Source organism: Bradyrhizobium sp. CB3481 (assembly GCF_029714305.1).
Lineage (GTDB): Bacteria > Pseudomonadota > Alphaproteobacteria > Rhizobiales > Xanthobacteraceae > Bradyrhizobium.
The window spans coordinates 4,581,472-4,595,823 of sequence record NZ_CP121647.1 but is presented as its reverse complement, the minus strand read 5'-3'; the positions used below and the strand labels follow the sequence as shown (position 1 = coordinate 4,595,823).

At 64.0% G+C, this 14,352-nt stretch carries 11 protein-coding genes; 3 read left to right on the top strand and 8 right to left on the bottom strand.

The genetic code is table 11. The annotated features are described in order from the left end of the window. Positions 1-119: 119 nt before the first annotated feature. From QA643_RS22380 to QA643_RS22370, 3 genes are all read right to left on the bottom strand, one after another. A complete protein-coding gene (locus QA643_RS22380; RefSeq protein ID WP_283028063.1) occupies positions 120-545 on the bottom strand; it encodes a hypothetical protein in 426 nt (141 codons plus the stop codon). Between the two features lie 10 nt (positions 546-555). Beyond that, positions 556-810 (bottom strand): type II toxin-antitoxin system prevent-host-death family antitoxin, encoded by a 255-nt coding sequence (locus QA643_RS22375; protein WP_283028062.1) that lies wholly within the window; start codon positions 808-810, stop codon positions 556-558. Between the two features lie 500 nt (positions 811-1,310). Next, positions 1,311-2,783 (bottom strand): protein adenylyltransferase SelO, encoded by a 1,473-nt coding sequence (locus tag QA643_RS22370; RefSeq protein WP_283034885.1) that lies wholly within the window; start codon positions 2,781-2,783, stop codon positions 1,311-1,313. Positions 2,784-2,977: 194 nt separating this feature from the next. On the opposite strand from QA643_RS22370, the gene aspS reads away from it, so the two are divergent. Continuing rightward, complete coding sequence (gene aspS / locus QA643_RS22365; protein WP_283028061.1) at positions 2,978-4,753, top strand: aspartate--tRNA ligase; 1,776 nt, start codon at positions 2,978-2,980, stop codon at positions 4,751-4,753. 1 nt (position 4,754) lies between these two features. Here the strand turns inward: aspS and QA643_RS22360 are convergent, their stop codons facing one another. Further along, positions 4,755-6,731, bottom strand: a complete 1,977-nt coding sequence (locus QA643_RS22360; RefSeq protein WP_283028060.1) for a hypothetical protein — start codon at positions 6,729-6,731, stop codon at positions 4,755-4,757. A 261-nt stretch (positions 6,732-6,992) separates the two neighbouring features. On the opposite strand from QA643_RS22360, the gene QA643_RS22355 reads away from it, so the two are divergent. Then, positions 6,993-9,302, top strand: a complete 2,310-nt coding sequence (locus QA643_RS22355; protein WP_283028059.1) for an NADP-dependent malic enzyme — start codon at positions 6,993-6,995, stop codon at positions 9,300-9,302. Positions 9,303-9,563: 261 nt separating this feature from the next. Continuing rightward, a complete protein-coding gene (locus tag QA643_RS22350; RefSeq protein ID WP_283028058.1) occupies positions 9,564-10,016 on the top strand; it encodes a DoxX family protein in 453 nt (150 codons plus the stop codon). 68 nt (positions 10,017-10,084) lie between these two features. Here the strand turns inward: QA643_RS22350 and QA643_RS22345 are convergent, their stop codons facing one another. From QA643_RS22345 to QA643_RS22330, 4 genes are all read right to left on the bottom strand, one after another. Next, positions 10,085-10,594 carry a dihydrofolate reductase gene (locus QA643_RS22345; RefSeq protein ID WP_283034884.1) on the bottom strand — a complete coding sequence of 170 codons (510 nt, stop codon included), beginning with the start codon at positions 10,592-10,594 and terminating at the stop codon, positions 10,085-10,087. Between the two features lie 59 nt (positions 10,595-10,653). Next, a complete protein-coding gene (locus tag QA643_RS22340; protein WP_283028057.1) occupies positions 10,654-11,610 on the bottom strand; it encodes a polysaccharide deacetylase family protein in 957 nt (318 codons plus the stop codon). A gap of 156 nt (positions 11,611-11,766) precedes the next feature. Further along, positions 11,767-12,339, bottom strand: coding sequence for a glutathione peroxidase (locus QA643_RS22335; protein WP_283028056.1), 573 nt, complete (start codon positions 12,337-12,339; stop codon positions 11,767-11,769). 81 nt (positions 12,340-12,420) lie between these two features. After that, positions 12,421-14,163, bottom strand: coding sequence for a L,D-transpeptidase family protein (locus QA643_RS22330; RefSeq protein ID WP_283028055.1), 1,743 nt, complete (start codon positions 14,161-14,163; stop codon positions 12,421-12,423). Between the last annotated feature and the right edge of the window lie 189 nt (positions 14,164-14,352).

Here is a 14,352-nt window from a genome sequence, read left to right as displayed (position 1 = left end):
AAGGGTGTTGGTCAGGATTTGAGCCCTGCATTTGAGCCTGAGCACGGCTTTTTTGCGACTCAATGGGGGCGGGCGGGGTCCTCGACCGGTTGCGATATGCCGGTCTTCGAGAAGCCCGGTCAGCGCCGCACGGCGCGGCTCTTGTTCTGTCGCGCCAGCTCGAGAAACCTGGCCTTGATTGTTGCGAACAGACCGGGCGGGATGAAGCCATAGCTGAACACGCCCGGCCGTCCGGGCAACGGCGACAGGCCAGCATTCGGCCATTCGTCGGCGTTGTATTCGGAAACGATGACCCAACTCGGCGCATCATCGAGGCCGAGGGCCCGCTTGACCTTGGCTGGGATCTCGACGCCCACCGTACCTGTGCCCGGCGGCGAATGCGTAATCGGCAACAGCACGACATAACGCGGCTTGGCTAGGTTATCACTCGCCGCGACGAGACAGGTCGGGCGGTCCTTTCCTTGATCGCGTCCGGCTGCTGCTTCGTGAGACCAGAGATAATCGTAGCGGACGATGAGTCCCGGCTTCGGATCAGGAAGCGTCACGCTTGCGGCTCTACTTCAGGAGATCGTCGAGCCCTGCGTGTTCGGAATCCATTTCGGCCCGCTCCACCGCTTGGATAATCACCGACGTTGCATCTGACGTTCGATGGGTGCGCTTGGCAGCAGCCGTGAGCCAGTCATATTGTTCGGCCGACATCAGGACCAACTCGCGCCGGCCGTGCCGTGTGATCTCCACCGGTTCGCGCTGAGCCTGGTGCTGGAATTCACCGAATTTGCGCTGGAATTCCAGGGCCGTGGTCTTGACCATTGCCAGTATCCCTCGTCGAAATCTCCATTATACGTATAATACATATTTTCGGAAACGGCAAAAGCAAGTTGCACTTCGCCGGCAAATTGCGCTGGCGCAGCGGTTCGTGGGGAAATTCCTAGGGCTTATTCGTAACGGATGTGTCGGGACCGGCGCCGGCCCGAAGGGATCGCGAGCACGGCGAGGCAGAGCGCAATCATCACCATTCCCATGAATTCGAAAGCAAAGGCATCCACGGCAATTCTCCCCCAATATGCCGTTAGATTTGTGGGGAGCGTGTTGACCGTTTCTTAATTTATGGAATCGGCGGGGATGCGCGTCAGCTGATGGTGGATGGGCGCTTAAGGAGTTGGGTTAACGGAAGCTCTCATCCCGTCATTGCGAGCCAACGGGTCGCGCAAATGCGCGCCCGATGACAGGCTCCGCGAGCAATCCATCTACCCCGTGCTGAAGCGTGGATTGCTTCGCTTCGCTCGCAATGACGCGGATAGATCGGTGACTCACGTCCCGCAGAATGTCCGCAGCACGCGTTGGTCTGGCAATGGCGGCTCAGTGTAAGCCGCATACTCCGGCTGATCCTCGTAGGGCTTCGACAGCACCGTCAGCAATTCCTCGAACGGCGCGTAGTCGTCGTTCACGGCCGCCGCAATCACGGCTTCGATGCGGTGATTGCGCGGGATGAAGGCCGGATTGACCGTGCGCATTGCGGCTTGCCGCTCGGCCGGCGATTGCGGCTCATCGGCAAGACGCTTTCGCCACCGCGCGGCCCACTCGTCGAAGGCGGCGGGATCAGTGAACTGATCGCGGACCTTGTCGCCCGAGCCGTCGCCGGCGGCATCGCTCAGGCCGCGGAAGGTGAGGGTGAAGTCGGCCTCATTCTTCGCCATCGCATCGAGCAGGTCCTGCACCAGCGCCTCATCGCCGTCTTGCGCGGTGAACAGGCCAACCTTCTTGCGTAGCCCGGCCTGATAGGCGGCGGTGAATTTGTCGGCGAATTCGCCGAGAATGAATTGCGCCTGTTCGATCGCCTTGTCCTGCTCGTCGGAGAATAGCGGCAGCAGGCATTCGGCGAGCCGTGTCAGGTTCCACAGCGCAATGCGCGGCTGGTTGGCGTAGGCGTAGCGGCCCATCTCGTCGATCGAGGAGAACACCTGCGCGGGGTTGTATTCGTCCATGAAGGCGCAGGGGCCGTAGTCGATGGTCTCGCCCGATATGGACGTGTTGTCGGTGTTCATCACACCGTGGATGAAGCCGACCAGTAGCCAGCGTGCGACGAGGTCCGCCTGCCGGGCGACGACGCGTTCGAGCAGCGCGTGATAGGGCCGCTCCGCGATGCCAATATCAGGATAGTGCCGGGCGATGACGTGATCGGCGAGCGCGCGCACGCCGTCGGTGTCGCCGCGCGCTGCGAAGAACTGGAAGGTGCCGACGCGAACATGACTCGCGGCGACGCGCGTGAGCACGGCGCCCGGCAGCATGGTCTCGCGCTGAACGCGCTCGCCGGACATGACGGCGGCGAGCGAGCGGGTGGTCGGGATGCCGAGCGCGAACATCGCCTCGCTGACGATGTATTCGCGCAGGACCGGCCCGAGCGCGGCGCGGCCGTCGCCCCGGCGCGAGAACGGGGTCGGGCCGGAGCCCTTGAGCTGGATATCGCGGCGGACGCCGTCCTTGTCGATGACCTCGCCGAGCAGGATGGCCCGGCCATCGCCGAGCTGGGGCACGAACTGGCCGAACTGGTGGCCGGCATAGGCCATGGCGATCGGATCGGCGCCCTCGGGCAGGCGCTTGCCGGCGAGGATTTCCGCGCCTTCGGGACTGTCCAGCACGTCGGGATCAAGCCCCAGATGGACGGCCAGGGCCCGGTTCAGCTTGATCAGGCGGGGGGCGGCTACCGGCGTCGGCGCTACGCGGGCGAAAAAGTTCGCCGGCAGGGCCGAATAGGTGTTCTGGAACGGGAAATGGACGGTCATCCCGGAAAGATAGGTCCGCGCGGCGAATAGGCAAACGGTTCTCGCCATTGGCGCCGAAAATCTGCGGTTTCCGAGCAAAACCGGCCGTTCCCTTGGTTGCCGCCCCCGGCCTCGTCGGGTAAACCCTCCGCAACTTCGGGCAAGGGCGTTGGCCCCGCCGATTCGATCATCCGACATCAGTTTTTGGGACTACCATGCATCGCTACCGGTCACACACATGCGGCGCGCTCCGTGAGAGCGACATTGGGCAGACCGCCCGTCTTTCCGGCTGGTGCCATCGCATCCGCGACCATGGCGGCGTGCTGTTCATCGACCTGCGCGACCATTACGGCATCACCCAATGCGTGGCCGACCCGGATTCGCCGGCGTTCAAGGAAGTGGAAAAGTTCCGCTCGGAATGGGTGGTGCGGATCGACGGCAAGGTGCGCAAACGCCCAGAGGGCACCGACAATCCGGAACTGCCGACCGGCGCGGTCGAGGTCTACGTCAACGAGATCGAGGTGCTTGGGCCCGCGGCCGAGCTGCCGCTGCCGGTGTTCGGCGAGCAGGAATACCCTGAGGATATCCGCCTCAAATACCGCTTCCTCGACCTGCGCCGGGAGAAGCTGCACCAGAACATCATGACGCGCGGCGCCATCGTGGATTCGATGCGCCGGCGGATGAAGGAGCAGGGGTTTTTCGAGTTCCAGACCCCGATCCTGACGGCGTCCTCGCCGGAAGGGGCGCGGGACTTTCTGGTGCCGTCGCGCATCCACCCCGGCAAGTTCTATGCGCTGCCGCAGGCGCCGCAACAGTACAAGCAGCTCCTGATGATGTCGGGCTTCGACCGCTACTTCCAGATCGCGCCGTGCTTCCGCGACGAGGACCCGCGCGCCGACCGCCTGCCGGGCGAGTTTTATCAGCTCGACGTCGAGATGAGCTTTGTCACGCAGGACGACGTGTTCGCCGCGATGGAGCCCGTCGTGACGGGCGTGTTCGAGGAGTTCGCCAAAGGCAAGCCGGTGACAAAGGGCTGGCGGCGGATTCCGTTCGCCGAAGCCGTGAAGAAATACGGCAGCGACAAGCCCGATTTGCGCAACCCGCTCGAGATGCAGGACGTCTCCGAACATTTCCGCGGCTCCGGCTTCAAGGTGTTCGCGCGGATGCTGGAAGACACGAAGAACCAGGTCTGGGCGATCCCCGGGCCGGGCGGCGGATCGCGCGCGTTCTGCGACCGTATGAACTCGTGGGCGCAAGGCGAGGGACAGCCCGGCCTCGGCTACATCATGTGGCGCGAAGGCGGCGAGGGTGCAGGCCCGCTCGCCAACAACATCGGTGCGGAACGAACCGCTGCGATCCGCAGCCAGCTCGGCCTGAAGGAAGGCGATGCCGCCTTCTTCGTTGCCGGCGATCCGGACAAGTTCTGGAAGTTCGCTGGCCTTGCGCGCGGCAAGGTCGGCGAGGAATTGAACCAGGTCGACAAGGACCGGTTCGAGCTCGCCTGGATCGTCGACTTCCCGATGTACGAGTATGACGAGACCGAGAAGAAGATCGACTTCTCCCACAACCCGTTCTCGATGCCGCAAGGCGGTCTCGAAGCGCTGCAGACCAATGACCCGCTCACCATCAAGGCGTTCCAGTACGACATCGTCTGCAACGGCTATGAGATCGCCTCCGGCGGCATCCGCAACCACAAACCGGAAGCGATGGTGAAGGCGTTCGAGATCGCAGGCTATGGCGAGAAGGACGTCGTCGAGCGGTTCGGCGGCATGTATCGCGCGTTCCAGTACGGCGCCCCGCCGCATGGCGGCATGGCGGCCGGCGTCGACCGCATCGTGATGCTGCTCTGCGGCACCACGAACCTGCGCGAGATCTCGCTGTTCCCGATGAACCAGCAGGCCGTCGACCTCTTGATGGGCGCGCCATCGGAAGTCACGATCAAGCAGCTCCGCGAGCTCCACATCCGGCTCAACCTGCCGGATAAGGGCTAAGTCACAGCCCCGTCGAAGTCTCGATCCGGAATTGCGCCAGCGCGATCAGCGGGTCGGTCTTCAACATCTGAAAGAGCTGCATCGCCGGCACCTTGCCGAGCGGCGTGAGCTTGATGACCAACGTTTGTCCGGGCGTCTCGACAAATCGCGCGAGCGCCTGCACGGCGTTCACGGCATCCGGGTTGGTGGCGACGTCCTCGCTGCCCGCCTTGATGCTCTCGACGATCGCCTTGCGCGCCTCCTCGCGGCTGACGTTCTGGGTGCGGGCGTATTGCACGATGCCGAGATCGACGCTGCCGAGATCGCGCACCGCAAGTTCGATTGCGCCGGCGTCGATCTGCGCCGCTGCGCCCACCGCCTGGACCGCATTGGCCGAAAATACCTGCCGCGGCACGTTGGCGAGCGTAATCCGCGCGGATGCTTTCAGCACGCCGCCGATCTCCAGTTTCGGGGCCTCCACGACGAAGCTCCGCGCCGCCTCGGTCCATTCCGCGCCGATATCGCCATCGATGGCAAGCGGGTCGAGGCCGGCCGCCACAAGCTGCCGCATGGCGGGATCGCTTGCATCGACCGGCGCCGTCATCTTGGCGGTCACCCGTAGCTTGCTCGGGATCGGCCCGATGAACTGGCCCCAGTTCACATCGAAGCCATCGAGGTTGACGAACTTGCCGGTGTTCTTGAACGGCGCGGTGACGGCCTTGACCTCGACGCCCTGCACCAGGGGAAACAGCCCCGCGATCAATTCGGGCGTAGGTGCCTGAGCCGGATTTGCGAACTGTGCAGATAGCCGCATGAAATTGGCGATATCCAGCGATTTGAGCGCGAAGCGCCCAAGCTTGAGCGGGCCTTTCGGCGTATTCGCATCTAGCCCCTCGACGGCAAACTCGCCGACCTTGCCGTCTTCCAGATTGAACCTGATTGCGGCGAGCTTGAACGGGCCTTGCGGCGTTTCGGCCGAAAGGCCGCGCATCTCGGCTGTGCCGACGCGCATTCCCTCGTAGATCGTGGCCGCCTTTTCGACCAGTTCGCGCGCCTGCGCCGGCGAGGGCTGCGCGGTTCCGGCCGCCTGTATCGCTGCCAGCAGTGCTGGAAGTTGCAGCCGCGAGCGGCGCAACGCGATCTCGTCGACCGTCATCGCATCGATGCGCATGCGCACCCCTTGCGCTGAAGTGACGGTGTAGGGACCGGCCGTCGTTTTGCCATAGGCGCGGATATAGCGATCCTCGCTGCTCTTTTGCGAGTCCAGCGTGGCGGCAAGCGCGGTGGCGTCGAAGTCGCGCGAGGCGATATTGGCGATTTCGCCGGTCATCTTGTCGGGCTTGCCGGCTTGCTGCGTGTTGACGGTAAAGCTGGCGCGCTCGATGTCGATCGCGGCGATCTTGCCGGCCTTGATGTCCTTAAACGTCATGCCTGAATAAGCGAACTCTCCCGACATGGCGCCGCCGAAGTTCATCGTCCCTGTAATGCTCGGGGCGGAGACCGATGTCGCCGACATCGCCGCGAATTGCTGCAATCCGGAACGATAGGCGTCGATGAGCGATGCAGAAGACGGCGGGTGCGGCATGCTTGCCGGGCCGGAATAGTCCTTCATCACAAGGCGCGGCATCTTGTAGGCGAGTTTCCCCTCCGTCGGGCCGGCAACGCTGCTGCCGATCTCCAGATCGGATGCCTCGATCGTATCGGCGGAGAGCTGGCCGGCGTCCGGCTGGGCGACCCCGGAGGCAACGACGCTTGTGATCTTCACGCGCACCGGCGGCTGCGTGGCCGATTCCGTTGCGATGTCGTCGATCCGAAGCGTCCGGCTCTTCAGGTCGAACGAGACCTTGCCGTGGCTGGCCTTGCCGCCGGAGGCTCTGATCTGTTCGAACGCGGTCTCGACCTCGCGCGCAATCCGGTGCTGCGTGTAAAATTCGAAGCCGAAGAAGCCGCCCACCGCGATCACGACCGCGGCGACCAGACCAAGCAGTATTCTTACCATTAGTTGTGCTCCGGATGCCGACATCGCGAGAGGCAAATAATTTGCCACAATGCCGGTCAGAGGGACGGGGTAGGGAGGAAAATATGCTACCGGCTTTGCTGCTTTGCGTCGATGCCCTGTTGATGGGAAAGCTCGCGGATGTTGCATCCAAGTGGTTGCCCGTGCTTCACATCCGGCTCAATCTGCCGCAAAACTGACGGTTCGAATGAAGATCGGCCTCGGCACGTCATTCGGGGTCGTTGAAGCCCGTGGGGGGAGTGTATGTCGTCCTATTCTGAAGAGCTCCATTCCGCGGCGATCGCGTATCATCGGCTGCCGCGCCCGGGCAAACTCGAAATCCAGGCCACCAAGCCGCTCGCCAACCAGCGCGACCTTGCGCTGGCCTATTCGCCCGGGGTGGCTGCGGCCTGCACCGAAATCGCCAACAATCCGGCGGAAGCGGCGTCGCTGACCTCGCGGGCCAATCTGGTTGCCGTGGTATCCAACGGTACCGCGGTGTTGGGGCTCGGCAATATCGGTCCGCTGGCTTCCAAGCCCGTCATGGAAGGCAAGGCGGTTCTGTTCAAGAAATTCGCCGGGATCGACGTCTTCGACATCGAGATCGCCGCCGATACCATCGAGCGCGTGGTCGAGACCGTGGCGGCGCTTGAGCCGACCTTCGGCGGCATCAATCTCGAAGACATCAGGGGGCCGGAGTGCTTCGAGATCGAGGCGCAGCTCAAGGAGCGCATGAAGATCCCGGTGTTCCATGACGACCAGCATGGCACGGCCATCATCGTCGGCGCCGCCATCGTCAATGGCCTGCTGCTGAACGGCAAGAAGCTCTCGGAGGTGAAGATCGTCTGTTCCGGCGCTGGCGCCGCCGCGATCGCCTGCCTCAATCTGCTGGTGTCGATGGGGGCGCAGCGCAAGAACATCTGGGTCTGCGACATCGACGGCGTCGTGCATGAGGGCCGCAACACGCTGATGGACCGCTGGAAGGCGGTCTATGCGCAGAAGACCAATGCCCGCGTGCTGGCCGATGTGATCGGCGGTGCCGATATATTCCTGGGGCTTTCGGCGCCCAACGTGCTGACACCGGCAATGGTCCAGTCGATGGCCGACAAGCCGCTGGTGATGGCGCTGGCCAATCCGAATCCGGAGATCATGCCGGACGAAGCGCGCAAGGCGCGCCCCGACGCGATGATCTGCACCGGGCGCTCCGACTTCCCGAACCAGGTCAACAACGTCCTGTGCTTTCCGTTCATCTTCCGCGGTGCGCTCGATGTCGGCGCCACTGGTATCAACGAGGAAATGAAACATGCGGCCGTCGAGGCGATCGCGCAGCTCGCGCGCGACCCGCCGTCGGATGCGGTGGCGCAAGGCTTTGACAGCGGCGAGGCGCAAGGCTTCGGCCCGGGTTCGCTGATCCCGAGCCCGTTCGATCCGCGGCTGATCCTGCGCATCGCGCCCGCCGTGGCGAAGGCTGCGATGGATTCCGGCGTGGCGACCCGCCCGATCAAGAATTTCGAAGAATACAAGGCACTGCTGGAACGCTTCGCCTTCCGCTCCGGTCTGACCATGAAGCCGGTGTTCGCCAAGGCCAAGACCCAGCCGGTGCGCGTGATCTATGCCGAAGGCGAGGACCAGCGCGTGCTGCGCGCGACGCAGGTCGTGCTGGAGGAGAAACTGGCGCGGCCGATCCTGGTCGGGCGGCCGTCGGTGGTCGAGGCCAGGATCAAGCGGTTCGGCCTCTCGATCAAGGCCGGGCAGGATTTCGACCTCGTCAATCCCGAGGACGATCCGCGCTACCGCTCCTATGTGCAGACCTATATCGACGTGGCGGGGCGCCGCGGCGTCACGCCCGAAGCGGCGCGCACGGTGGTTCGCACCAATAACACCGTGATCGCCGCGCTGGCGGTGGTCCGCGGCGAGGCCGACGCCATGCTGTGCGGCGTCGAGGGCCGCTATATGAGCCATCTGCGCCACGTCCGCGAGATCATCGGCTTCCTGCCGGGGGTCAGCGATTTCGCGGCGCTCGCGATGATGATCACCAGCAAGGGCTCCTACTTCATCGCCGACACGCAGGTGCGGCCCAACCCGAGCGCCGAGGAACTTGCGGAAGTGGCTTCGCTCGCGGCCAACCATGTGCAGCGCTTCAACATGAAGCCGCGCATCGCCTTCGTGTCGCATTCCGACTTCGGCAGCTACGATACCGAATCCTCGCGCAAGATGCGCCGCGCGACCGCGCTGCTTCGGGAAAAGCATCCAGAGATCGAGGCCGACGGAGAGATGCAGGGCGACACCGCGCTTTCGGCTGCGGCGCGAAAACTCGTGCTGCCGCACTCGAACCTGGAAGGCGACGCCAACATCCTGATGATGCCGAACCTCGACACCGCCAACGTTGCCTACCAGATGATCAAGACGCTGGCGGACGCGTTGCCGGTCGGCCCGATCCTGATCGGACCAGCGCGGCCGGCGCATATCCTCACCCCGGGCGTCACGGCGCGCGGCGTCCTCAACATGACGGCGGTTGCCGCCGTCGAGGCCCAGGAGCGGGCCGGCCGTCAGCAGCCGACCCTGTTCGGCTAGGTCTGTTCGAGCCGCCTCTGCCTTTGTTCTGACGTCGCGAACCATACATGTCCCCGGATCAAGTCCGGGGCATGCATGGTTCGAATGGCTATGACCAACAAAGCGCCTTGGTTCTGCTTCTAAAGGAAGGTCTGGTTGGCGGCACGCGCAGGCTCCTGCGCGTGAGGTTTCGATTTGAGCGTTTGAAAAGGGAAGACGAAACGCCCATAATCGCTTTGTGCCGCCCGCTAATTTTGCATGCCATTCAGTGAGGCCAATCCCATGCCAGCGTTAGTTACCTTCGGGCGAGTCCTGTTCGCCGTGCTCTTCATGTACACGGGTGCGACGAAGCTGTTCGCCATCCAGGCGACGGCGGACTACATCGCGTCCAAGGTAACCATTCCGGCAATGTTTGCGCCCTATACTTCGCAGCTCGAAACCATGACGGGCATGCCGATAGCGCAATTGCTGGCGGTCGGCACCGGTGGCTTCGAGATCCTCGCCGGCCTGATGATCGCGGTCAATTTCGCCGCACGCTTCTTCGCGATCCTTCTGATCTTCTTCGTGATCGGCGCGACCTTCTACTTCCACGATTTCTGGAATCAGCCGGCGCCCGAGAACGCCAGGACGCTGATTGACGCCCTGAAGAACCTGTCGCTCATCGGCGGGCTGTTCATGATCGCTGGCTATGGCAAAGGACCGCGGCCGAACGAAGCGGCCTACGGGGATATCTAAATCCGGCAAGCGGCGCTTGCAGATTCGCGTCAAACTTTGGGGCAGGATTGACCGGCGAGGTGCGCCGCCTACGCGCTGCGCCGCCACGGCGTGACGGCGACTTCATCGGCGACGTCGAGCATCTGCGGTTCGCCGGCACGCAGGCCATGCGCGGCCAGGATGTCCTGTGGCGAACGTGCGGGCACGCCGGGAAAGCAGGGCTCGCCGCCGGGCAGGCGGACGTGCGGCGCGAGCGAGAGCCAGAACACGTCGTAGCGGTCCATGAACATGCCGAACACGCCGGGCCCGCCGATCACGGCGACGGTGCCGCTATCGACGCCCGCATGACGGCAGGCGGCTTCAAACGGGGTGCAGGCCGGATTCCACAACGTCGCTTTCGGATTAGCCGGATCGGGCGCGATCGTATCCACGTGGCGCGTCAGGATGATCCGCTTGCGGCGCGGCGAGTTCGGCTGGTCCTCGTAGGAATTGCGGCCATGCAGGATCAAATCGGCGCGGTCGAGGGCGGCGGTGAAGAAGGCCTTGTCGCCCTCGAACTTCAGTTCATCCGGCATGACATTACGCGCGTCAGCGAGCATGCCGTCCGCGGAGACGATGACATAACCTTCGATACGCAACGCCGGCACGGAGGCGCGCGTTATTCCGAGATCGTCTGGACGACGCTGGAGACCGGACGTGAGCTGACGGTCGGCAGCTTCAAATCCTTGACGATGTCCTCGTCATATTGCGCCAGCGTTTGCACCGGCGTTTTGGCACGCATCGCGACCACCTTGTAGCCGCCGGCCTTCAGCTTCTTGAGCAGCTCGGGCAGGGCTTCGGCGGTGTGCTTCTGGAAGTCGTGCATCAGGATGATGCCCTTGCCGTTCTTCTCGACCTTGCGCATCACGTTGTCGATGATGGTCTGCGCCTTGCTCGCCTTGAAGTCGAAGGAATCGAGGTCGCAGGAGAAGATCCCGATGTTGCGAGTGCCGAGATAGGTCACCATCTCCGGCGGGTGCTGCAGCGCGGGGAAGCGGAAGAACGGGGCCGGAGCCTTGCCGCCGAGCGCCCATTTCACGGCGCTGAATCCCTTTTCAATTTCATCCTTGCGCTGCTGCTCGGTCAGCTTCTTGTTGACGAGCGCGGCATGCGACCAGGTGTGCGATCCAATGGAGTGGCCGGCGGCCATCACCTGCTTGAGAATCTCGGGATAATAGGTGGCGTGCTTGCCGATCGGGAAGAAGATGCCGGTGGTGCATTCTTCTGCGAGCGTCTTCAGCACCGATGGCGTATTCACCGGCCACGGGCCGTCATCAAAGGTCAACACGACCTCCTTGTCGCGCAGGAAGTCGAGCTCCTTGAAATGCTCGAAGCCGAAGCCGGGACCGCCGGTGGTATCGATCTCGACGGTGCGGCCGATGCCGAGCGCGTCCGGATTGTTGCAGGGTGGACGAGTCGAGACCGGTGCCGGTGGTGGGGCGGGGGCTGGCGCCGGGACCGGAGCCGCCTGGGGAGCGGCGGCCGCGCCCTTGGTGGGGAGCGCCTGCGCCCACGCCGCACTCGATGCCAACAGCGAAACCGCGCCTGCAAAGATCATCCCTGCCGCAATACGCATCTTGTTTTCCTCAAAGTTGAATCCCGCACCCGGTTGCGACGCCGCCGTCGTCCGGTCTGCCTCCATTCCCGAAGCAGATATTAGACTAGTTGGGGCAGGCGCGCCAACGCAACCGCTGCGGTTACGCCCAGCCGGATTTGTTGCGGACTGGTGCGTTCAGGATGCAGCCAGCGCCCGTGCGATCGCGGTCTTCACCCGTGTATCCACGGGGTCGACGGACTCCGGGAACACCTCGGCGATGTAGCCGTCGCGGCCGATCAGGTACTTATGGAAGTTCCAGCGGGGAACATCCTTCGGCCGTGCCTCCGCTGCCCATTTGTAGAAGGGGTGCGCGTTCGGTCCACGGACGACAGCCTTTCCGGCGATCGGAAAGGTGACGTGATGATTCTGCGTCGTCGCGGTGATCTCGCTGACGCCGCCGGGCTCCTGACCGCCGAAATCGTTGGAGGGCACGCCGATGATCATCAGGCCGCGGTCACCGAACTCGCTCCACAATTGCTGCAGCCCGCCATATTGCGGTGTGTAGCCACAGAGCGAGGCGGTGTTGACGATCAGCATCGGCCGGCCGGCGAATTCGGAAAGGCGGATATCGCCGCCGGCGAGGCCCGGAAACGAAAACGCATAGGCCGTGATCCGGCTCATGGCGGCCTGCGCCAGCGATTGCCTGCTCGAGCTGACAGCTGCGATCGCGGCCAGCGCCGCCGTCATCATGCTTCTGCGGTTTATCATGAGACGCTCCGGCTGTGGTTCGACGGAACGAAGCATAGCGCAAGGCCGCGCCGTCGGCCGCTCAACAAGGCGTTATGAAAGCTACCGCAGCGGGACGATGAAGTCGGTGCCTTCACCGGTCTCGCCACCCTGATTGACGCCGAGATCGGACACGATGATCGAACTGCCGGTGGACAGCACTTCGGCGATCCGCGCCATCGCTTCCGGCGCGACGCTGATGCGGTCGAGTGCTTCGGCCGGGCTGTTCGGCACCGACGGCTTGGCCTCGGCAGCTGATGCCTTCTTGCGGCCGGCGGCGCGGCCGTCCTCCTCGGTGTGGGCGGCGCTACGGGCCGTGAGCGGCAGCGAGACCACCGACCAGCGCAACAGATTGGGGTCGGCCTTGTCGGTGTCGGCGGTGAAGACATGCGTGCCGAGCGGCCGGTCGCTGGCCGCGATCGTGACAGGCACCTCGAACTGCGGCTTGAAGTTCTCGCGGACGTAGAGCTTGGAATCCTTGCGGCTCACGAAGACCGCAATCTGGCCGGCGCGCCGCGGCGCCTCGGCCTTGGCAGGCTTTTCCGCGCCGGGCAGACGCGCGGTATCCTTCTTCACGTCGGATGCAGCGGTCGGGGCCGGCGGTGCACCGGCGCTCGCCTTGGCGGGTTCGGCGACCTTGGATTCAGCGGGCTTGGCCTCGGGCGTCTTGGCTTCAGTCTTGGCTTCAGGTGTCTTGGCTTCCGGCGCTTTGGCTTCCTCGGTCTTCGGCGCATTGGCAATCGCCGCCGCGGGAGCCTCGTCGGATTTCGTTTCCGCGCTTGCTTCGGCCTTCATGCCCTCGCTTGCAGAGACTTCCGTCTTCGCGGTTTCGCTGGTGCCGCCCGCGTTGGCTGCCGGCTCCGACTTCGCTGTACCGGCCTTGGCTTCCGCCTTTGACAGATCGCCGCCCTGGACCTTTGCGAGAGACGCATCGGATACGACGGCATTGGTGGCCGGCAGCGCGCTGCTAGCGTCGGCGGTGTGGGTCTGTTCGCGCAGCGGCGCGGCGTGTCCGACGGTCGGGCGAAGATCGAGGCCGGCCTCGGAATTCGCGGCCTTGATGGCGCCGCCGGCGTCCGCGCCCTTATCGCCCTTCACCGCGGGCGCGTCATTCGTCGGATCGTCAGCGAGGAGGGGCTGCGGCACAACCTTCTGTGCCACCAGCAACGGGTGCGCGAAATTGGCAGGCGTGATCTGGCCGGGCGTGATGATCACGCGTGCGCCCATCCGGGTCCAGTTCCACATCTTCACGGCAAAGGCCATCGGCATGCGGATGCAGCCGTGCGATGCCGGATAGCCTGGCAGTACGCCGGCATGCAGTGCGACGCCCGACCAGGTGATGCGCTGCATGTAAGGCATCGGCGCGCCGCTATAGATGTTCGAGCGGTGCATCTTGTGCTTCTGGATGACGCTGAACACGCCCATCGGGGTCGAATGCCCCTTCATGCCCGTCGACACCGGGCTTTCGGCGAACAGGCCCTTGGCGTCATAGATGCGGAGCTTCTGCTGCTCGATCGAGATCGCGATGATCAGCGGCCCCTGCGGCTTGGCGTTGGTTTCCTTGACGGCCGCCGCGGACTTGGCGGCCGGCCGGCGCACCTTGGGCTTGCGCGGCTGCACCGGCGGCATCGGCCGGTAATAACCCGGGTCAGAATCCTGCCAGTAGAACATCGTGGCGGCATCCGCCTGGGAAACGGCGGCGATGGAGCCCGCCGCGGTCAATATCGCAATCTGCCCAAATCGTTGTTTCGAAATGGTCGCGCCCGCACTACTCGCACTGAAAAACCGATGCCCGTTCACGCGCATTACCTCAAATCCAGCTACTCGAATCTACTGTCCTGCCAATTCATTTGGTGTCGCAGAGGGGAAAAGCGTTCACCAGCGTAGGCCTTCTAATTTCAGCGCTTTTCGCCCCGATCGTAGCAAAAAAGCCTCACATTCCGTTAAACGGCCGATTGGACGGGCCCGATGGTATCGCACCGTCACGTCAGCACC